Source organism: Pseudoalteromonas sp. BMB (genome assembly GCF_001709235.1).
Classification (GTDB): Bacteria; Pseudomonadota; Gammaproteobacteria; order Enterobacterales; family Alteromonadaceae; genus Pseudoalteromonas; species Pseudoalteromonas maricaloris.
In genome coordinates this window covers 223939-244733 of sequence record NZ_MBQA01000057.1, presented here as the reverse complement: position 1 = coordinate 244733, position 20795 = coordinate 223939, and the positions used below count along the sequence as shown (strand labels likewise).

Genomic DNA, 20795 nt, shown 5'->3' with positions numbered 1-20795 from the left:
CGTTCGCATTAAAACTGTGATTGTGAATATATTTTCTTCTCTACGCGTGCGTTAACTTTACCTATCGCACAACTTATCCCAAGCTTGCCAGCCCCTAACCGAGTTCCCTCGCGCGCTTGGCGATTGATCTGCACTAACAGTTGCCAATTCATTTTGGTTGAGGTGTGCCAATTTAATAATTGTGATAAACGTTTCGCCTTTACACCACCTGGCTCATATAGCTGCGCCTCAGCCTCGTCCATTGGACCAAGCTCAATGCAAATACGATTGCCGGTGACCAAAACGCGTTTACCCAATACGCCATTACCACCCAATGAGAAACCGCTTTGTTTTGAGCCTAACTTGCCCGCTTCAGTAATACCTTCCCATTCAACGATATTATCTTTAATCGTTAAGCTTTCGTCTTGTAGCGCTTGCTTTAATACTTGCTCAAGCCCAGCTGCACTGGTTTGTTTGGCACTAATGAGGTTTAGTTTGCTCTTATCCGATTGGTTATTTTCAAATACCGCAGCAACTATTTGATCAAATTGCTGCGCACCAATGCCAGCAAGATTAATCTGAGACTTCTTCCAACTTTGAAATAGCTGGCAATACAGTACATGATTAAAAAGATCTAAAAATGCGCGTGTTCTTGCACCTACCTCTTCGTCTCCTGCGGCTTGCTCTAACAAGTAGTGCGGCATCGCAGCATCAACGCCATATAAACCGAGAAATGACGTTTCAAGCCTCAGCTTACCTCGTTGCCTTACTTGCAATTCACAGCGTCTAACGTCTGACGCTGGAAACCCAAGTTCTTTATACGGTGCAATTTCAACGCGATGACTGTGGCCACTTTGTAACTCGTTATTGCTGGCCCAATGCTGTTCAATAAGCGTTAGCGCCTTGTACAAACTAAAGCGCCAAGGTGTGGCCATCAAATTAGCTATCGGCTCTGGCAGTTTTGCCCAAATGGGTTGGTTTTGCTGCTCCATCATTTACACCTGATAACTGTCGCCTGCCGTCACGTCCCATTCCCACTCATGGTAACTTGGCAGCAGCGTCACTCTGGTTTTTAAACATTCGTTAATTGGCGCATATAATTTAAAGAACTGATGCAACACATCACAAAAATGATACGCATCGGCTGTGCAAACAAAGCTCTTTTCGTTTAGGGTTAAGTGGATCTCTATCCCTTTAACGAACACGCCCTTTTGTAGCAATGAGATAGGTTTAGATTCAGCGCCTTGAATACTCTCAATACGGTTTCGATTTTCAGAACGCTCCGACCAATCAAACAGCGCCAATAGCTTTTTCAGCTGGGTTGGCTCCGCAAGCTGAGAAAAACGCATATTCAATAAGCTAATGAGCTGCCAATGTAAAGCCTGATCAGGAGAATTAAGCAACTTGCTCGGTCTTACGACATTTTTAACGCTAAGTACCGACGGTACATCAGCGCTTTGTGCATTGATATCACCCTCTTGCAGTGTTTGCCTTGGCCACGCCGCGTTATGCGCCAACAGATCCGTCGATAAAGTAGTAATATCACCCACTTCTTGCATTGAAAGCTGAATGTAAGTCTGCGGCGACACCCCGCCAATATCACGGCTTATCAATGAATACAAATGGGCGTTATCTTCATATACCGTGCTATACCGAGAAACAAAGTCGATGGCTTCTCCAGTGCTACTGCTTGCGCCTTGTACCGACTTAACGCTATAACAAAAACTCTCTCCAAGTTTATTTTGCACTGGATGTAGTTGGTATTCGGTTTGGTTTTCGCTGACTCGGATAGGCTCGGCATCTACCGAGTAGATATTTACCGCAGGTACACAATTAAGCAGGATATTATCCGCATTTACTTTGTTACCGGGCGGTAATTTAATATCACTGGCTATTTTAATGCTGATGGTATTAGTGTCTGGATCAATATTTAGTGTATCCAGTCCCGTTAGTTCAACAAAATAGAACTTTTCACGAGAGTTAAAGTAATCAAGCAACAACGCATAAGCGGGATGACTCTGTTCGCTATTCGGCAACATTCCGGTGCTGTCTTTATGAAAAGCCGCATCAATTTTTGACTTGTTCAAGGTATATTGCGTCGTACTGCCAAGCTTTCCTGTCTCAACCTCTATCGCTGCGTTTGGATTCTTCATCATTTGATAAAGACTGGCGCAAAGCGGCGTGTCTCCACGCAAATACACCCGCAATTTAGAGAGATCGTAATCATCTAAACTGCCTTGGCCTAACCGCTTAAGGTGTAAGTTTAACGTCGCACCAGTGTGGATCTCATGATAGTCCACAGAGTAGATCTCAAACGGCAGCACTTTCGTTTCTGCGGTGGTAGTAAAGTGACAAGCCACAGGGGCGTTATCACTTTTATGGGAAGAGATTTTCGCGCCTTTTGGCACACTCACCAGTCCTTGCATGGTGAGTTTTGGCGCAAACTCTAGCACCGTCGTAGACGGATAATAATTTAATAATATTGGGCAAATCTGTCTGAGTACCTGCTCAGACACTTCGGGTAGCGTCTCATCCAATCGCTTTTGCGTAAATGCCGTTAAGTAAGCGACTCCTTCGAGCAAGCGCTCAACATGAGGATCTCTATCCTTTAACGCGTCAATATTTAAAAAGCCGGCATGTTCAGGATACTGCTGAGCAAATTGTTTACCTGCTTGTGTTAACAGCCTCATTTGCGCATCAAAATATTGCTGCATATCCATTAATCTGCTCCTCCTGCATTGACGTTTGCTTTACCACCTGACGCAAACTTAGTATTCAATCTGATTATCTCGCCGGTTTTTAATTGCGCTCTTATCTCAAATCGAATCACACAGTTTTCCTCTTTTATGTCGATGGGTCGAACGATGAGGTTGGTAATTCTTGGTTCGTATTTTTCTATGGTTCTTTTTACTTCATTAGCAAGTGTTTGCTGCGAATAAGGTAGCCCTTCATATAGATCTTCCACATCCGGTAAACCATAATCACCTAAGTGCTCAAGCACTCCCCTACGCGCATTCAATAGTTGCGTTAGGTGTTTACATACGCTGTCGCTTAGATGCGATAAATTGTTATCGCTATAGGCTTGACGTGATGGTTGAGCTAGCAAATCAAATAAGGCCATAGAAAAATACGCTCTCTATTCATTGCGCGAACTAGTGTAAGCTTGAAAAGGAGGCCAGCAGGCCTCCAACACTCGAAATTAACGACCTTCAGTCCATGAGTCAGAGAACTCAATGTTACCGTCTAGGTACGTCCAAGTGATGCGCTTGTAACGCATGTGCACTGTTTCAAGGTGAGGATAACGCTCTTTATCCAAATCTTTAACGTTGTGCATTGTTGGCGTGATTGAAGTGATTTTCACGTCTTCAAGCGTATGGCGGAAGTACTCTCGCTCAGTACCAGTGTCATCAATACGGTACCATTTAAGCTCAAGTTGCTTTAATGTTTGACCGTTTGAACACGCTTTGTACATGTACGGAGTAGCAGCATCCACAGCTTTTGTGATAACAAAAGGCTCGTGCTTACGAGTACCTGTTAGCTCGCCCGTGTCGTTATCAGTTGGGATACGCAATTCGTGATCGAAATGCAAAATCTCAATTGAACCTTCACGCTCAGCTACAGTTACTGAACCTTTAACGTCGTTACCTTGGTCGTCCTTTAACCACATATACGCTGGAATTGCCATTTTTAATTTCTCCTTTTAAGATAAGATGTTTCCTAATTATTAAAGGCATTGATCAAACGCATGTTTTTCACGTTTGATCCCCAAACAAAGCGCCACGCTTTATGCCAATTTGGGAACATGTCCCAAGTTGGTGGCAGCCAACTTGGGGCAATCTTTCACTACATGTTACAAGTCACCACGTAATTCCATCACTAACGTCGCCGCATCAAATGGCGTTTTTAGTATATCCAGCTGCAAAAAGTGCTGCTGAACTGCTTCGGGTAACTGTTTAAATTCGAATTCAGCTCTAAGCTCTTCATTCCATCTAAGCGTCACAAAACTGTCTACCGTGATCACTTCATCCTTTGGCGCCGTCTGATTGTAGTGCTCAACTGCTTTTAAAAAATTTACATCATGGTCTTGCATACAATCATTAAGCGCCACGTAATGCAGGTGATTTACTGCCTCTACGACTAATTCTATCTCTAGTTTGTCTATCTCTAGTTTGTCTATCTCTAGCTCGCTTGGGCGAACGCGTGGAGTATACTCAAAACACGTTTCCATCGCTGCGGTGTAAGAGATAGTTGCTTCTTGCAATTTCTTTTTTGCGAAAAAGAGCTCTGGTGTCATCTCCTGGCTATATGACAAGTTAGTCACTAAGACTGTACTTAGTACCATCAACCAGTTACATACTTTTCGTTTAAACATGACAATCCATTGCCTCATCGTTTCTTGTCTAAAGCTACCATTTCAGCTTTAGATAGGTTTATTCACTTATATCGGCGGCCTTTATCTATCGCTAGGATGTTGACTAACGAGCTCAAGGCACACGTCACTTCCACCGTTTAACGCATGCACTAAAGTGCATCATGGAAGTATAAATCATTTTAACTTTATTCAGCTTTAATCGGATCTCCTATAAAGCTTCCGTACTTAAATACAGGCAAGGAGAATAAAATTAAAAACCAGATTATATTTCCAAAAAACAACATTTCAGATGAGGTATAACCCCCCAAATAAAATTCGTTTAACAACGAGTATATATTTGCAAACCACCACGTCCAAACAACCAAACCCCATGTTCTTCGACTTAACACACGAACTTGTAATATGAGCAATAAGTTTGCTGCCAAAACCAAGCTATCTAAGACAAAGACAACAATATCTACAAACGCAACGCTAATCTCAGACGAGGTGAAAAGCTGATTGTCGTATATTGAAAACACTGTTAAAGAAAGCTGCACTAAAAATATAATTTTCCAAATAATATGGTCTGCTTCTATATTCATAAATATACCATTTAATACTAGCAACCATATTAAACTTGGTCTTTTTATTGGTAACCATTTTCCATCATTGCACTTATCAACCTAATCCCGTTTAACCACTTCTTCTTTTTGCACTTTTAGACGCAACAAGCTCAACTAATATCGCACAAGCCCAATCCGCGGCTTCTGAACCTCTACAATTAAGGTTCAATGTCATGCTTATTAATGGGCAGCATTCACTGCCCTAAATACGCTTCATTGGTTCTTCAGCTGGCCTTCATTTTTCGCCAGGCATTTGACCAACGAGTGCTAGGCGTACGTCGATACCTTCCACTTGGAAATGTGGAACCACATACGTATTCACACGGTAATAACCAGGATTACCAGGGATCTCCGACACAGTCACGTTGGCATCTTTTAACGGGTGCGTAGCAATTAGAGACTCGTCTGGATTATTCATCTTAGTAACTAATGCACCTAACCAATCATTAAGTTGCTGCTCAAGTTCGTGACGAGGTTTGCTTGAACCGATATTTTCACGTTGGATCACCTTCATATAGTGTGCAATACGTGATACCAAGTAGATGTATGGTAATCTTGCATTGATCCGCGAGTTAGAGGTGGCTTCCGGCGTCTCAAAAATTTGTGGCTTTTGCGCACTATTTGCAGAAAAGAAACACGCAAAGTCACTGTTTTTGTAATAGCTCAGAGGGATAAATCCTTGGTTTGCAAACTCAAGCTCTTTGGTTTCAGAAATAAGTACTTCCGTTGGGATCTTAGTTTCTTGACCACGGCCTGCCTCAAAAGAATGCAGGGGGAGATTTTCAACGCGACCACCAGATTGTGGGCCACGAATATTTACTGCCCAACCATTTTGGTGGAAGCTACGGACGATATTTGCCGCGAACGCAAATGTCGCGTTACCCCATAGATAACGTTCGTGATGCTCGCTGCTAACGTCTTCTTGATAGTTAAAATGGCGAATTGGATTTAAGTCACCGTATGGTAAACGCAGTAAGAAGCGTGGGAACGCTAAGCCAATGTAACGTGCATCTTCTGATTCACGGAAGTTCTTCCAACGTAAAAATTCCGCACGCTCCATGTAAGAGCCCAAATCCTGAATTTTTGACACTTCTTCAAGCGAATCTTTTAAGAAGAACTTGGCACCAACACTGCCTAAGAAAGGACAATGTGCTGCTGCAGACACCCTTGAAATTTCTTGCAATAACGACACATCCGGCGCTGAACAATCAAATTCAAAGTTTGACACCATAGTCGAAATTGGCTCGCCCCCTGGTGTGTCATACTCAGCCGTATACACTTGCTTATAAAGCGCAGATTGCGTGGTATCTGGTGCTTCTTCGAAGTCATCGCGTAGCGTTTCTTTATCAACATCAAGTAGTTCAAGCTTTACGTTTGAGTTATTTGGACAACGATTCACCAAATAACGCAGTGAACGCCATGCTGACTCTACTTTTTGAAACTGCGGATGATGTAAAATTTCGTCCAGCTGTTCAGAAATAATTTTGTCGACTTTAGCGATGTAGTCATCAAGTAATAACTTGTCGATACGCGACACTTCTTTGCTGTCATTAGTGGCCATGTCTAAAAAGACATTGATAGCAGCAGTTAAGCGCTCATTGGTGTCGGTCTCCGCAAGGTTATTAGCATCACGGAAGTTATCTATGCTGATTTCACTAGAAACCGGCTCAATAGACACAAGATTACAGATTGTTTCATAAGCTGAAGCTGTCAAAGTCTCTTCTTTGCGCGCTTCAACGTTTAACGTTTCTTGCATATTCATCGGTTTGTGTCCTTACTCTTGCGGTTGTTTTTCTTGCTCAGACAAAAGCGGCGCTAACTCGTTTAGGCGTGCTTTTAACTCATCAAGCTCTGGTTTGTTCTGCAAAATGCGCTCAAGCTCTTTTCTCAGCGTTGAGTTATCAAGCAAGTTAGATTTCAGATCACGTAATAAGTTACGCATCGACATCATCTTGTTAAGCTCTGGTACTTGCGCTGCAACCTGCTCTGGATCGAATGACTTAAAATCATCAAATGTTAGGTTAATACCGATTTCACCATCACCTGCGATTTTGTTCGATACTTGAAACTTTGCCTTTGGTGACATGTCTTTAAGCACTTGCTCTAAATTATTTTTATTAATAGCAATGCGCTCACGCTCAGCGAGGTCACTGTCGTTTTGGCCGTTGGAATAATCACCCACAACCAAAACTTTCATCGGTAGTTCACTCTTTTGCGTTGCACCATCGGTTTCCAGCTCAAGCGCTATATTAATCCGCGCTCTTGGGATCTCTTTTTGAAACGTATCAGACATAGTCTTTCCTTATTTAATCAGTCGTTGCGCCTGCCGTTACAAGCCCAGCGGTTAACAATCAAACCCAGTCAATCGCTGAGCTTACTTTGGTTACGAGCATCTGCTGCTTTATTGCGGTTGCTCGTAGGTCAAATTCATCCCCTTGCTCCGAGGATACTGCTTCATTGCATTGCTTAGCATAACGCCAAACCTCTAGAGCAAACGACTCGTGCCATAAATCCAGCCGGTACTGTTCAATGTCTTTAAGCAGCTGCTCAAACATTGGATAGGCAAGATCAGCGCGTTCACTGCGCATCAATAAACGTGCTTGATATAATTTTTGCTTTGCAAAATCGAACTTGTCTTGTGCAAACCCTTCCATTAGCTGCAGTGCTTGCGAAAGTTTATTTTGGTCAACAAGCGCCTGCGCTTCTTTAAATTTATCTAACCAAACTTTCTGATTGCCATCAGTGCTTGCACTGTCACCTTGGCTTAGTAATTTATGTTCGCCAATTCGCTCGCGATTTGCTGCTGAGCAAAACTCACTTCCGTCTTCATATTTAAGGCTGAGCAGTGTTGGGTATTGATCAGCGATTGCGGCGAGCTCTAAATCGATCCAATGTGCTTCTTTAAATAACTTGAGCCCTTCTAGTGCAGCGATGGTTAGCCTTTGTAAATTAAGGTTAAAATGCATCGCCCCTTCCATGAATAAGGCTTCTGCCTTTTCTAACGCCTGAGCAAAGTTTTGTGCAGCTAAGGCGTTTTCAATAGGCACAAATGCCGCTTGCCTTGGGGCTGGTAAGCGCGTTTTCAACTCATTATCGTGTGGTGGTAATGCAAGCGCCCCCCACCTCACTGCACGTGCCAAGCGAATCGCTCGCATCCAATTTTGGCTTTCTTTGTCATACGCCAATAGTTTGCGAACTTGCTCTGTATAAGCCGAGTCTGACTGCGGTGCTTCCACGGCAATAGCAAGTGTAGAAACTGGCTTTGAAGCAACAGCTGTAGGCTGTGAAGTCGCCGCTACAGATTGCTGTACTTGAGGCTGCTCTGCTGTGACCACCTCATGCTTTTCGACAGGCTCTTGTACCGTAGCAACAGGTTGTACAGGAACTGGTTGTGAAACCAAACCTTGCTCACACCAGTGTTTTAAATCAGCAAGCGGACCTGAGTCGGCATCAAGTATCGCCACGGATTCTGTTGCATACTGTTCAAGTACGCGCTTTAACTCTGGCCACTGCTCCGGCATTGTCGCACTATGCGCTGTGGCAACACCAAGTAAGCGCTGTTGTTGTTGTAAGAACCAAGTATGAACCGATGCTCTCGCACGTTCTTTCACTGGGTGGATCTGCGCCTGATACTGTTGCAAAAGCTGATTAAACAGATCTAACGAGTGGATCAAACCTTCGAGCCCAAACTCATTCGTAGCGGCCAACGCTAGATACGACGCAATGCGAATATCTTTAGTCTGCTTTTCTAATAGCTCTGATGCCAAAATAAAGTTAGCTTTGAAGTCTGGCTCAGCAACACCTGACGAAGAGGCTTTTAGTAATTTAAATGACTCTTCGTATTTTAAATCGTCACCGCATGGCATGCCGCCTAGAGGCGCTAATAAATTTTCACGCCACTGCTGCCAGCTCTGATACTTATGTGGTTGACTCATAACTTACTCCAACTTCTTAGCGCATCGAAAACACTCATATTTGATGCTTTTGCCAATTCATACATATGCGGTGTCACCGGATGTTGTGGCAAAGTCCCTGTTAGATTAATGGTCGTCGACAAGCTATTGTGCTCAAGCCAAACTGACGCAAAATACGAGGCCGGCATAGGTCTGCAATACACCACCAGCGAAGCTTTCTGGCTCAATTGACCATAGTTATAAAAACACCAAGGTTGCCAGTGATGATCGGCCACCATATTGGTGATTAGATGCAGCCAAAATGCACCTAACAATTGAGTATCTTCACCCACTTGTGGCATCGGTAACTTCAACCCGAACTGACAACGCAAACAGCCTTGGGTTTTGATCATTTTGAGCGCCGACATCACTTGGCTGATTAATTGTGCTCGCTGGTCAAGATCTTCTAGTTCAAGCGCATCCCATATACGCTGTATCGGTGAAGCTCGTAGTGAAGACATTGCCTTATCAAAATCAATCGGTTGCGAAACCAGCTCACTTACCTGCTTAAGCTCCTGTGCGCTATGGCGCATTTGCTCAACACTACTGCAGTTTCTGATCAGCTCATGGTTTAAACCTAATGATTTAAACGCACTACCACATTCGCTAAATAGAAATGCAGGGTTTTGTTTGTAGTCCGCATTACTCGATAATACAAACGAGCAAAATGGGTATTGTCTTCCACTTTTATCTTCGCTTGGCTGTAGTGTGCCTAATAAACAGTTTTCGTCTTGACCTGAGGCGATAAAAAATAGCGTTGACTGCTCTTTTTGAGAAGCGGCATCTTTTATCAACGCCTGTCGGCTCATGTCTGCGTAACCTTCTTGAAGCCAGCGTTCAAGCGCTATTGCTTCTCTTGAGTCAACGTTAAACTTAATAAAGTCCGCTTGAATTGGGTTCTTACCCATAAATCCAAATGGCTGAGTCGTTGGTACCTTGGCGACTTTCTTATTATTAAAAAAACCGAACATGCCTGTGTTACCTCAACGCCAAGTTTTCATTGGAAGCCACACTCACTTTGGTATCAAACAAAGACTCAGGCAGCGCAAATGACGTCATAAAATATTTGCTGAATATGCCACTGTTTCTGCTCGACTTAAGTGCAACTTGAACTTGGATTGGTTCAACACTAGCCTCTGCTTCTCTTTGTAATTGCCACGTTGCCATAAATTCAGTACCACGAACCCACTGTACATTCGCTTCATTCAATACTTTTAGGAATGCCCAAGGCCCTGACTTTTCGATTTCGATTCTGCGGCCTTCACTGTCTAAACCATATACCACTGCTTTTTCAGTACCGGCACGTGCAGGCCAGTTAAAACGACGCCACTCTTCAGGTTCGTTTCTATAACGGTAATTTTGGTCACTAAAGCCGATATAAGTTTCTTTTAATCCCTTTTGTGCCACAGGCATCATTTGGAAGCTAATCCCTACCTCAGAACCGTCTCGAGGAAATAGAGAACGCGTAACCTTTCTCGCCTTAGTTAGCTTATCTAGTACCCCAGGCTTAAAGCCGATTCCAATACCATTCCACGTTTTCTCTACCCACTCACCACGTTTTAAACGAAGGTAAGGAGATAGGTTTTCAGCCATAAATTGCCAAAACACACCTGACTCTTGGTTCAGCAGTTCGCTAATATCTTCAACTGCAGCATCTGGCCCGTCGATATTAAACGGATATTTACCACGGATATTTTCTTTGTATGTTAAGAATACTTGATTAGACCAACGCTCATTAAGCTGTACTTTCGCTTCGTTCATTACCGTTTGTACACTCGCTAAAAGTGGTGCTTTTAGGAGTTTTTCAAGTGCTTGCTTAGTATCTGGGTCAAGCGCTCTTACTTGGCTTTCTACCACCACCCATGCACTTTGCAGCGCATGATTTTTGCTATCACCGTTTAACAACGTTTGAGTAAATGACATCGCCATATAGTCATCATTGTTACTCGCCGCGATCGTTTTGATGTCTGAATGAAATGCACTTAAAGCACCGAGATATTGCTCTAGGTAATCAGAGCGAGCGTTCTCTTCTCCTTTTGCCGTATAGCGACGAAGATCTGCAAAGCGGCTCGACAGTTCAGGTACACGCTTTCTCGCAGCGGCTTCTATCTTTGCACCTTTAACCTTGCTGTTTTTAGACTTTGCAAGTAATGCATTTGCCTGCTCGGTCAACTTTTCCGTTTCTACTGTTTTGTTTGGCGAATCAATTAGATTCACGTTGTCGTCGATTGACGCCATTAAATCGACCAACGGACCTTCTGGTGATGACAACTGAGCCAGCGTTAAACTTGCCGCGTTGCTCGTATTAAATGGGCTTATTTCCACCGAGTTTAAAAACTCAAACCACACATTGGCATAGTCTCTGAAATACAGTGCACGGATAGATTTAACTAAAGCGCTTGCTTTTGCTTCATCAACAGAGCCTTGGCTTTCTGCGTTGTCTGTGCCCATCACCCAGTCGCCAGAGAATGCTTTGCTCGCGATGACCTTAATGGCGTCGTACACTTCGTTTTCCCATGCTTCTTTGGTGTAAACGTATGGAATGCTAATCTTGGACTGCAAAAAGGTTTTGTTGTTTTGCTGCATCATTTGATCAAGCGTTAGTGCAGCTTTTGATACCGTTACTTTTGCTTTGATCTGCTCATATAATGCGGTCGGTTCTGGCGCGCTCATTAAGTCTGAACGAGCCTGACTCACTAAGAAATCATTATTCTGCCAAATCGCAAGCTGCTGCGGTGTAGGCTCAACTGCTAATTGAGCTAAGTAAAAATCAATCAATCCTGACAGTTGCTCTGTTAATGCTTGTGTGTCTTCGTTTAGCGTTAGCTCTAAGCGATCCGCCGTGTAGTCCAGTAGCTCAGACTTCGCATAGTCTTTGTTTAAACGTTCAAACTCGTTACTCATCATAAGCTGCAGCTTAAGTGCTTGATAGTACTTATCACGTAGTTTTGGCTCGATACGTTTAGCAACCTGCTCTTCTGTACTTAGCAGCGCAATCCAGTTTTGGTGACTTTCAAAAAGCGCTTGTTGCACAAGCTCCGAACTTGGTTCACCAATGAGCGCTTGTACACGTTGACGTAATACCTGCTCTATTGGCTTTATGGTGTTATCTGCACTGTAAACCCCAAGTAAGAAATACCAAGGCAGCTTTTTCTCATAACCGATTAGCTCTTGATAGTGTGCAAAAAGAGACAAAGTTGAGTTAAATTGCTCTGCCAACGGCTGGTTTTCAACTCGTGTATTAACAACAGCAGTCGTTAATTTATCACTGGTTGTTAAAAGCTGTTGATTGTGGGTATAAGAGTTAACCAACAAGCCCGCAAGAGCAAATACCGACGTCACACACAAGCATACTGCAAAGCCTTTGAGCCATTTTTGTACGCGGCGCTTTTTCCGGTTACCCCGAGTGAGATCTTGCAATTTAAACAACACATCTTTGAATACTTGGTTGATAAAAAACGCGGAGGTAATGCTTTCTTGGCGATACTCAAACAATACAGATCTAAACGTAGATAGTTTGCTCGTTGCGCTACGCTCGATAGGCGTACCTTCTTGCGTACCAGAGGTAAAATACACACCAGCAAACCATGGTACTTCCTGATACGGGTTTTCTTTAAATAATGTGTCAATAAATTCTTCAACTTTGGCAGACGCCGCTTTGAACTGATTAGGAAAATCATAAATCAGTTGTTTACGTTGGGCGTTACGTTCACGCGTCATTTTAACTAGACGCTGATCACACAGTCGCTCGTATAGGCCAGTTAGATGTTTTGAAAAGTTCTCGCTCGCCACTTCACCGGTATTGGTGCCATCTTCCTCAAGTAAATATGCGCCCCAAGGTTGTTTACGCTCATCTTCACTTAATTCATTAAAGAAAGGCTCAAAGCCGCTGATCAAATCACATTTGGTAAACACCACGTATACTGGAAAGATAAGTCCAAGTTGGTTAATTAACTCATCAATACGAGCGCGGATCTGTTTAACATGGTCGCGGATCTGTTCGCTGTCTGAGGTCAAGATGTCGGCAACACTAATCGCAACCATCACCCCATTGATTGGCTGTTTAGAGCGGTATTTACGTAACAGCTTTAAGAATGACAACCATTGATCATTATCTGACTCTTCAGTGGTATAACGACCTGCAGTATCAATCAAAACAGCTTGATCTGAAAACCACCAGTCACAATTACGTGTGCCACCAAAACCTTGAATATGCAGTTGATTAGATTTTGAATAAGGGAAATGCAGCCCAGAGTTTGCAAATAACGTACTTTTACCCGCAGCCGACGGACCAATGATCATATACCAAGGCAATGCATACAACGCAGCATTACCACGATAGCCAGCGCCTAAATGAGAAGCTTTTAATGCAGACAGCGCTTCTTCCATTTTGGCTTTAATTTCTTCGACTTCGGCTTCTGTCCCCGCATGATTATTGGCAATTTCTTTCGCTAACTTGTCACCAGAGCGCTTCACCCACAACCATCGAACTAATAAAGTAAGACAAAACAGACCAAATACCGCACCCATCACCATTAAACGATGATTTTGATCTTCAAGGCCAATAAACCGACCAGCAAACCAAATTAGCGTCAAAATTGCGAATATGCCGACCCAATGAGCCGTCGCACGAGATGACAAAAATCCTAAGACTAGATGCACTAGTCCACTACGATTTACTCCTGACATGATGTTACCTCGCTTTCCCTGTTTTCTCTAACTGCGTTAGTACTTCAATATGCTTATCAATTTGCACGACTTGCTGGTTCGCACGATTCTCAATGAAATACGTTGAACCAACATACATACTGGCGAGTAAAGCAAGCGTTACCGATAAAATAACCCAATAAGGTAGGTTTCTTCCTACTTTAGTGACCATACTTTCTTGCGGTTTTGCATTATCAGAAAGCTGTAATTTTGCAGGTCCAGCAAGCTCTTCTAATTGCGCTCTAACATCCAACATCAACGCTTTGAGTTGCTCTACCCCTTTGATCTTATAGATCCCCTCGAAACCCAGTTGTAAACATACAAAATAGACTTCCAAAACCGTGCGTTGCTGCGCTGCTGCACGACGGATATTTTCAAGCTTTTCAAAAAAAGCTTCTCCCGCACGCATGTTGCCAAATAATTCTAATTGTAAAGGTCGCGCCATCCACTCCATACTGTACGGCTTCTGTGCCGTCATGATTTGCTCGTCGACCAAAGCGGTTAATGCAAATTTGGCTTCCTGCATTTCCGACGCACTGATCCGTGCGTCATAACAGCTCTTTTCATATTCATCAAAAGCATCCATGACTTTACTGCGTAGACCATCAACTCCTTGATGATCTGCCCCGCCCTGGCGAATTGAAGTAAGCACTTCAAGTACCGGAGAAATGCAGGCGACTAGTTCAGATTTATTTTTCGACGCTTCCATGACCTTTACCTACTAACTATTTACTCGCCACTGAAACCACTTCAAGTTTCACGCCTTGAAGGCTAAATGGCACAAAGATTCTTAACGCTAATTCCTGTACAACTTGTTCCCAAGCAGCACCATGTGGCTCAACTTTAAAATACTCGTATCCACCTTTAACAGACACTCTATTCGGTGGACGCTGGCAATGTGTTAACTTCACCCCACCAAGCGCTGAAGCGATTAATATTTCTAGCTGACTTGGCGCTGCCAGCTTAACCTGCTCTGCAAACAACTCGATCCATTGCGTAGATTCGTTTTCATAGAAAGCCGCAATGTATAGCTCACCCCGTGTCAAGGTACTGCTTTCTATGTCTTTAACCTCAAAGATAGACTGAGAGATTGCACTGAGTACTAGATCAGACGAGCGTGCTGCGCTTATCGAACCAATAAGGGTTTGAATATGAGTTTCGATTAAACCAAAGCTGCGCGTTAAGTCTTGATGGTCATAAACTGGTAACTCAAATTTACTCGCTTCTGGCTCAAAATTGATCAGTTGGCAGATCAGTTTATTTAGTGCCATAAACAGCGCATCAGGACTAGTTTTGGCTGTGGTACTTAACTGCTTAATCTCAGGAAAAACAGAGCTAAATGTTTGTAATAACAAAAAGTGTTTGAGTTCTGTTGGACCAAAATCTTCCACGATCCCCATACTCGCACGATTGGTAAACATCGCGGTGTACTTAGCTTCAACCATATTGACGAGTTTATTTACACGCTCGGCTAAATAGCCATGGGCTTTGATGTTTAGCAGTGGAGGAATATAACTTGAGTCAATTTCGAACTGCCCATGCTCACCACGTATAACTTTTATACAAGGCAATTGCTCGATAAAACTGTTACTTGCGCTGAACTCAACCAGCATAAGTTTAGGTTTAGCAACCATCACTTCTGCTTTTCGGTTTGGATCATGTGCATCTTGAAGCTCAACAAAATCACAGTCATAAGCACTAAGTTGCCCAGTTTGCGGGTAACCTTGGATATTACTTACTGAATGATTGTTCGCGAGCGCCACACTAATGATGTATTCGCTTTTGTTATCTTCAAGCTCAAACATAGGTGCTTCGTTGTCAGCAAAAACATGATGTATATGACGACCACTTTTGAAGATTGCTGCAATACTTTGCAGTTTGACTACACCTTTGGCTAATGCCGATTCGTCGAATACAATGCGGTCTAAACCATATGCATTGTCTCTAAGACTTTGCTGTACACCAGCTAGTTGAGATTGCTGGTATTGATCGAACAGTTGTAAGTGCTGCTGACTTAGCATTAAACCTTCAGCCCAAACAGGTTTGTATACGTTGTTGTGCTGCATTACTTGTCCTCCTCTACTTCAGGTAAGCGAAGCGAGTTACTTGTAATTTCAATATCTAGAGAAGTAGATAAAGGCACAGGCCAATCATTTAAGTCATAAAATGCGCGCCAGTTACCACCCGTTCTATCTCTAAATAGCGCAACAAAAGCCACGTACTTTGCAGATTCAGCTTGTTCAAACTCGATTTTTATACGATCTGAGGGGTTTACGGTGCGTTCTTCCACCGTAACTAAGGTGTTAGCCAGAATTGATTTATCTGACTTCCAAAGCTGTTCAAATGTAGAATTTTTAAACGCTTGAATATCAGTAAGTTGATATACTTTTAATACCACAGGTAGTGGCTCGTTAAACTGGTTTAAATTTATGTTATCAGTAGCAGTTACGTCTAACTTAACGTAAGTAGACATACAACCAGTCAAAAACAAAACCATTATAAATAAAGCATTCCTAGCCATATCCGCCTCAATTATAAGACATCCAAATTAGATTATTGGAAACAATTAATCTTTTTAATTTCCAGTACAATAGTAAAAATACATTTGATTTAACTATTTAACAAGAAATTACAGAACACAAGTATGCAGTTTGTAACTGAATACTAAGTTAACATTCAAAAATCTTCTTAAAAAATATTTAAGTCATTGTTTTTTTGTAGGTTTTACTTTCTATTAGGCATTCAGAGAGGAAGTCATGAAGCTTAGTGAGCAATTCAGTTTGCATTAAGCTTTCTTACAACTTGTTGAGATAGACACTTCCCTGAAAACAAAAACCACACTAAACATCTGGACTTTTGATGTACATTCTCGAACGGCGCATACGATACACAAACGAATTTTCTAGATCAACCTTAATATCAAATTAATATTATCAAGCTATAAAAAACACACTTGCATTCGACTCAACCCATGTAATAACCTCTATTATTATATGAATTTATTTAATAACAGATAATTACATCAAAAAATCATGTTTACACTACATTAACCAATGTTTTGTGGATTGTTGTGAGAGTTTTTAAAGCAACTAAGGTTAAATATCATGCACACAAGGATGACCATTTACGGCATAAGCCAAAGAACTAAGGTCGTTAGTTTTGAACTAAGCACTTGTATAAATGAAGTTTTTGCTTACCATAGCACTTTAGGAGCAGACCCCTATTTTTCTGACAGACTTTTGGCTGGGAATAATGTGACTTTTGAAACAATCAACCCAGTTCAAATAAGCACTTTTTTCAAGGTTCCGCTTTTTGAAATTCGTACGAGGGTGACTTCTGAGCACACTTATTCTTATCAATTCACCTCAAAACCAAGGACTAAACTACGTAAACAAACAGAGAAAAGCCAAGTTTTTGTAAAAACCAATGTACAATCTTTGATCAGCTCCTTTATTTTAAAAGTTAGCTATTCACAAGACCGTATAAAATGGCGAGTTACTAAAGATTTACCCACGCGACCGCGGTGCTTATAAGCGCCAGGAACGACGACTCTTTTTTCACCCGACTCTTGGCAAAGTACAACTTAATTTATTGGCTTGAATGCCATGATTTTATTGGCTCGAGAGTGATTTCGGAGAGTAATTGAGCCGAACAGTTTTATGAAACGTTTCTTTAAAGTGACAGAAAATGAATAAAATAATTTACTCACCTATTAATAAGGAAATACCATGATCACAACGGAACAGTATTTTATTGGTTTTTTGGTTTCTTTGATCAGTTTCATCGTTGCTGTATTGATTAGCAAACAGAGACATAAGCTAGTTCAACCTTGGATAAAAGCCATTGTGTTACTAACATCAGTGCTTTCGTTTTTTATCTGTATGTCTATACTTTCAAGGCTATTTTCCAATGCGGTTATCATAAGTAAAGCCGCGGGTCAGTCGATCATATTTATACTGGTCGGTTTTGGGATCTACAAATTTATAGCACATACAAAAGCCAAAAGTCGCCAGTAAAATCAGAGCAACATTTATCGCTGAACATAACAAGGAGTTGGAATGCGAGAAGAAAACCGACAAGTCCCACAACAATTGGGCCAGTATCTATACCAACAAATTAAAGAGCCGTGGAGTGAAGCGCGACTCGTATTGGACTACCATGACGACAATATGCCTAGGTGTTCTGCTTTTTACTATGACACCAGCACACCAAAACAAGCACACGTTATACCAGTCAGTGATGAAATTTCAGTCCTTTTTTTAAGCTTGTTCGAAAATGCGACATCAAATCAAGAAGAGAACTGGCAAAAGGCCATTTTCTCAGTAAAGCGCAGTGGTCAGTTTAGTTTAAATTTTGAAACTGCTGATAACGAAGAATAAGAGACAACTATCCTGTTATCGATAGGCCATACTAACGGTATGGCTAATCAAGCTTCCATCAAATATTGCTTAATACCCAACTAACTTATCACTAAATAGCGAATAAAATACAAGGTTACCCTACACATTACTTTTAGAGTAGACTTCAATCCATCATCTATGGTTGCTCCTCGCAAGGTGCCTTCTCTATTAAATTGAAAGAAAATTTTCAGGTTTGATGCTAATATGGGTACTCAATTCTAATGCTTATCGAGTAATTAGATATCAAGGACTAGAACAATATATGAAAGCAAGTATTCAAATTTCACAGAACGAATCACACTCCCCTCAGATTCGAGATAAATTACATGCTAAGTCTATCGAATTAGAATTCTATGGCATTGACCCTAAAGTTCAGTGCATTAAGCAAGTGGAACTTTTCTTTAATAGACCAACTCACCTTTCTCTAAATTTATCCATAGCTGAAACACAGTATTGCCATCAACAATTTATAAATGAATCACATGACATTGCATTAGCATTGGGCTTTAAGCCAAACTCGACACCTACATCCAGTACACTCATCATTCTTGGCTTAGGTGCTGGCTATCACGTTCCCACATTACTTAACAAGCTAAATTATATAGATGTGATAATTATTGAGCAGGATCAAAAGCTTGAAGCCCTAGGCCGTTTTAACATCGATCTCGAAACGATAAAAAATGAGTGTAAAGCACGCGGTGGTAATCTAAAGCTCATTAGCTGCAAGAGCTATAGTGAATTTTTAGATGGTTTAGCATCCTACTCGTCTAATCGAAGTTGTGGAATATTTAGTGATATTAGTTTATTTAGACACTATAACTGTCAGTTATTTGACAAAATATATGAATCATTTAAGGAATGGAGAAACTCCTTCGTAAGTCTATGGGGCTTTATGGAAGATGAGATGATGAGTTTAAAACATTCCTCTCAAAACATAAAAAGTCTAAAAAATTTTAAAACATCAGATTTTTCTTTTCTAGAAAGCCATAAAGCTTTGATTGTAGGAAATGGTCCTTCGCTAGATCTTATAATTGATGATATAAATAAATTTAATGGTATTGTTGTATCATGTGGGACATCATTGCCGAGCCTACTGAGAAAAAACATTGTTCCACATATACATGTAGAAATGGAGAGAAGTAAGGATGGTTATTATATTAAAGAGGATTACCTAAAAAGTCCTCTATTGAAAAATACACTATTGATAACATTAAACACCGTCTACCATAAAACTCTGCTAACATTCGAGAATAGATTAGTTTTTTTTAAAGCAAATGACATTACAACAGAAATTATTAAAAAAGAGCATGCAATCACTCCGCTTTACTACAGCAACCCAACTGTTACAAATACAGCGATATCTGCACTTGTAAGTCTGGGCGTAAAAAAGTTTGTATTATCTGGATGTGATTATGGTTTTGTTGATGAGGAAATGCATCATTGTAAGCACTCTCAATACTATAACGAAAGAGATGCTTTGAGTCTATGTCGCTTTACTGGTCAGCACTATGTGCTAGGTAATCAGACTGAAAGAGTGTTAACAACTCGAATATTCAACGAATCAAGAAAAGCGGTTGAATCGTTAATCCAGATTAATCCTGATCTGAGTGTTGAGAATATAAGTAATGGCGCATTGATAAATGGTGCAATACCAACAAAGGAATTGAAGAAAAACCCAGTTCCTTTTTCCTTTTCACTATTTGAAGAAAGTTTAAAAAAAGTAAACAACCTTAACCATATAAACTTTACATTTAAAGACCATTTATATAGATGTTGTGAAATATTAAATTCGCACATCAAAGATTTAGAAAAAACTAGAACATTAAATGAATTAAAATCGGCGCTTTCTAATCTCATCCGTGGTTTAGAGTCAAATTCAGATGAAAGAGAGGTTATGCTCGTCTTATCGGGTAGCTTTAAGTATATCACCTTTGCAGTATTCAACCATACAAACCATATACCTAAGGACAAAAAGGAGATTTATTTCTTAAATATAAAACCTATACTATGTGCAATAGTAACAAAGATGAAAACAGAAATTTTAAGTTATTGTAAGGATAGATCGTGAAATTTAATTTGTTTGCTGTTTTACCTACTACAGTGGTTTTAGCAAGTACTGTACAATCAATTGCATCTGCTGCTGAAATAATTAGTGATGGAATTAATCAGGAGTTATACGGAAGTGTAACCCAGACCAATAATACCGCGAGTGAATCGCTTGGTACTAGCGATTCTTTTGGTACTAGCGATTCTTTTGGTACTAGCGATTCTTTTGGTACTAGCGATTCTTTTGGTACTAGTGACTCATTTGGTACTAGTGACTCATTTGGTAGTAGTGACTCATTTGGTACTAGCGATTCTTTGGGTACTAGCGATTCGTCTAGTACAGCATTCCCGTATTCTACTAGTGAGTTAACAAAAGGTATTTTATCCATTGTGTATGAACAATATGGTTATAAATCCCTTCTTTATGAAATTTGTATAAGGTCAAACAAGAACTTAGTGATAGCTAGAGCAACTGAGCAAACTGAAAGTAATAGAGGATATGACTTTCTGGCTAGGGGAAACTACAAACTTAACGACAACTCGCTGACGCTAAAAATTGGAGCGACTGATAAAACAAAGCTAGAGAAGTTTAATTTCATTACTAGCGATGATCCAAATTACACATTCATGGGTGAGTGGTATACCAATAAGCACAACAAGACTAAGGTCTATGCTCAATATCTTCCGGAGGAGTTTTACTTCGCCTATAGTTGCGACACACGACTTGGACAGTAAA

18 protein-coding genes are annotated in these 20795 nt (G+C 41.1%); 4 read left to right on the top strand and 14 right to left on the bottom strand.

Annotated elements, in window-relative coordinates:
- Window positions 1-8 precede the first annotated feature (8 nt).
- The 14 genes from tssG to tssJ form a co-directional block, all read right to left on the bottom strand.
- On the bottom strand, window positions 9-974 hold the full coding sequence (gene tssG, locus BB427_RS04995; protein ID WP_239359309.1) for a type VI secretion system baseplate subunit TssG: 966 nt from the start codon (window positions 972-974) through the stop codon (window positions 9-11).
- The gene (gene tssF / locus BB427_RS04990) at window positions 975-2699 is read right to left on the bottom strand and encodes a type VI secretion system baseplate subunit TssF (protein WP_069019135.1); all 1725 of its coding nucleotides are present in this window, start codon (window positions 2697-2699) and stop codon (window positions 975-977) included.
- Window positions 2699-3100 carry a type VI secretion system baseplate subunit TssE gene (tssE, locus tag BB427_RS04985; RefSeq protein ID WP_039495807.1) on the bottom strand — a complete coding sequence of 134 codons (402 nt, stop codon included), beginning with the start codon at window positions 3098-3100 and terminating at the stop codon, window positions 2699-2701. The genes tssF and tssE overlap by 1 nt, the downstream gene beginning before the upstream one ends.
- Window positions 3101-3178: 78 nt before the next feature.
- Window positions 3179-3664 carry an Hcp family type VI secretion system effector gene (locus tag BB427_RS04980; protein WP_010377064.1) on the bottom strand — a complete coding sequence of 162 codons (486 nt, stop codon included), beginning with the start codon at window positions 3662-3664 and terminating at the stop codon, window positions 3179-3181.
- A 165-nt stretch (window positions 3665-3829) separates the two neighbouring features.
- On the bottom strand, window positions 3830-4351 hold the full coding sequence (locus BB427_RS04975; protein ID WP_254663582.1) for a hypothetical protein: 522 nt from the start codon (window positions 4349-4351) through the stop codon (window positions 3830-3832).
- 185 nt (window positions 4352-4536) lie between these two features.
- Window positions 4537-4932, bottom strand: coding sequence for a hypothetical protein (locus BB427_RS04970; protein ID WP_069019133.1), 396 nt, complete (start codon window positions 4930-4932; stop codon window positions 4537-4539).
- A gap of 256 nt (window positions 4933-5188) precedes the next feature.
- On the bottom strand, window positions 5189-6715 hold the full coding sequence (gene tssC, locus BB427_RS04965) for a type VI secretion system contractile sheath large subunit (RefSeq protein ID WP_010377056.1): 1527 nt from the start codon (window positions 6713-6715) through the stop codon (window positions 5189-5191).
- A 12-nt stretch (window positions 6716-6727) separates the two neighbouring features.
- A complete protein-coding gene (gene tssB / locus BB427_RS04960) occupies window positions 6728-7246 on the bottom strand; it encodes a type VI secretion system contractile sheath small subunit (protein ID WP_010377053.1) in 519 nt (172 codons plus the stop codon).
- A 58-nt stretch (window positions 7247-7304) separates the two neighbouring features.
- The gene (locus BB427_RS04955; protein WP_069019132.1) at window positions 7305-8888 is read right to left on the bottom strand and encodes a TssA family type VI secretion system protein; all 1584 of its coding nucleotides are present in this window, start codon (window positions 8886-8888) and stop codon (window positions 7305-7307) included.
- On the bottom strand, window positions 8885-9877 hold the full coding sequence (tagF, locus tag BB427_RS04950) for a type VI secretion system-associated protein TagF (protein WP_010377050.1): 993 nt from the start codon (window positions 9875-9877) through the stop codon (window positions 8885-8887). The genes BB427_RS04955 and tagF overlap by 4 nt, the downstream gene beginning before the upstream one ends.
- A 7-nt stretch (window positions 9878-9884) precedes the next feature.
- Entirely contained in the window at window positions 9885-13595 is a 3711-nt protein-coding gene (gene tssM, locus BB427_RS04945; RefSeq protein WP_069019131.1) for a type VI secretion system membrane subunit TssM, read from the bottom strand.
- A gap of 4 nt (window positions 13596-13599) precedes the next feature.
- Window positions 13600-14322: a type IVB secretion system protein IcmH/DotU gene (gene icmH, locus BB427_RS04940; RefSeq protein WP_010377048.1), complete on the bottom strand. Its 723-nt coding sequence runs from the start codon at window positions 14320-14322 to the stop codon at window positions 13600-13602.
- 16 nt (window positions 14323-14338) lie between these two features.
- Entirely contained in the window at window positions 14339-15679 is a 1341-nt protein-coding gene (tssK, locus tag BB427_RS04935; protein ID WP_017217327.1) for a type VI secretion system baseplate subunit TssK, read from the bottom strand.
- Complete coding sequence (gene tssJ / locus BB427_RS04930; protein WP_010377046.1) at window positions 15679-16110, bottom strand: type VI secretion system lipoprotein TssJ; 432 nt, start codon at window positions 16108-16110, stop codon at window positions 15679-15681. Before tssJ ends, tssK begins: the two co-directional genes overlap by 1 nt.
- A gap of 1231 nt (window positions 16111-17341) precedes the next feature.
- Here tssJ and BB427_RS04920 point away from each other — a divergent pair.
- From BB427_RS04920 to BB427_RS04905, 4 genes are all read left to right on the top strand, one after another.
- Entirely contained in the window at window positions 17342-17629 is a 288-nt protein-coding gene (locus tag BB427_RS04920; protein ID WP_017217325.1) for a hypothetical protein, read from the top strand.
- A 42-nt stretch (window positions 17630-17671) separates the two neighbouring features.
- Entirely contained in the window at window positions 17672-17992 is a 321-nt protein-coding gene (locus tag BB427_RS04915) for a hypothetical protein (RefSeq protein WP_069019130.1), read from the top strand.
- A gap of 217 nt (window positions 17993-18209) precedes the next feature.
- Window positions 18210-20081 carry a motility associated factor glycosyltransferase family protein gene (locus BB427_RS04910; protein WP_069019129.1) on the top strand — a complete coding sequence of 624 codons (1872 nt, stop codon included), beginning with the start codon at window positions 18210-18212 and terminating at the stop codon, window positions 20079-20081.
- A complete protein-coding gene (locus tag BB427_RS04905) occupies window positions 20078-20794 on the top strand; it encodes a hypothetical protein (protein WP_069019128.1) in 717 nt (238 codons plus the stop codon). The genes BB427_RS04910 and BB427_RS04905 overlap by 4 nt, the downstream gene beginning before the upstream one ends.
- Window position 20795: the final 1 nt, after the last annotated feature.

Coding starts and splice junctions, on each gene's coding strand:
- BB427_RS04975 (WP_254663582.1), bottom strand. CDS start 4,351: ATGTTTAAACGAAAAGTATGTAACTGGTTGATGGTACTAAGTACAGTC.
- tssJ (WP_010377046.1), bottom strand. CDS start 16,110: ATGGTTTTGTTTTTGACTGGTTGTATGTCTACTTACGTTAAGTTAGAC.
- tssE (WP_039495807.1), bottom strand. CDS start 3,100: ATGGCCTTATTTGATTTGCTAGCTCAACCATCACGTCAAGCCTATAGC.
- icmH (WP_010377048.1), bottom strand. CDS start 14,322: ATGGAAGCGTCGAAAAATAAATCTGAACTAGTCGCCTGCATTTCTCCG.
- tssM (WP_069019131.1), bottom strand. CDS start 13,595: ATGTCAGGAGTAAATCGTAGTGGACTAGTGCATCTAGTCTTAGGATTT.
- BB427_RS04980 (WP_010377064.1), bottom strand. CDS start 3,664: ATGGCAATTCCAGCGTATATGTGGTTAAAGGACGACCAAGGTAACGAC.
- BB427_RS04970 (WP_069019133.1), bottom strand. CDS start 4,932: ATGAATATAGAAGCAGACCATATTATTTGGAAAATTATATTTTTAGTG.
- tssK (WP_017217327.1), bottom strand. CDS start 15,679: ATGCAGCACAACAACGTATACAAACCTGTTTGGGCTGAAGGTTTAATG.
- tssB (WP_010377053.1), bottom strand. CDS start 7,246: ATGTCTGATACGTTTCAAAAAGAGATCCCAAGAGCGCGGATTAATATA.
- BB427_RS04955 (WP_069019132.1), bottom strand. CDS start 8,888: ATGAGTCAACCACATAAGTATCAGAGCTGGCAGCAGTGGCGTGAAAAT.
- tssC (WP_010377056.1), bottom strand. CDS start 6,715: ATGAATATGCAAGAAACGTTAAACGTTGAAGCGCGCAAAGAAGAGACT.
- BB427_RS04920 (WP_017217325.1), top strand. CDS start 17,342: ATGATCACAACGGAACAGTATTTTATTGGTTTTTTGGTTTCTTTGATC.
- tssG (WP_239359309.1), bottom strand. CDS start 974: ATGATGGAGCAGCAAAACCAACCCATTTGGGCAAAACTGCCAGAGCCG.
- tssF (WP_069019135.1), bottom strand. CDS start 2,699: ATGGATATGCAGCAATATTTTGATGCGCAAATGAGGCTGTTAACACAA.
- BB427_RS04915 (WP_069019130.1), top strand. CDS start 17,672: ATGCGAGAAGAAAACCGACAAGTCCCACAACAATTGGGCCAGTATCTA.
- BB427_RS04910 (WP_069019129.1), top strand. CDS start 18,210: ATGCTAATATGGGTACTCAATTCTAATGCTTATCGAGTAATTAGATAT.
- tagF (WP_010377050.1), bottom strand. CDS start 9,877: ATGTTCGGTTTTTTTAATAATAAGAAAGTCGCCAAGGTACCAACGACT.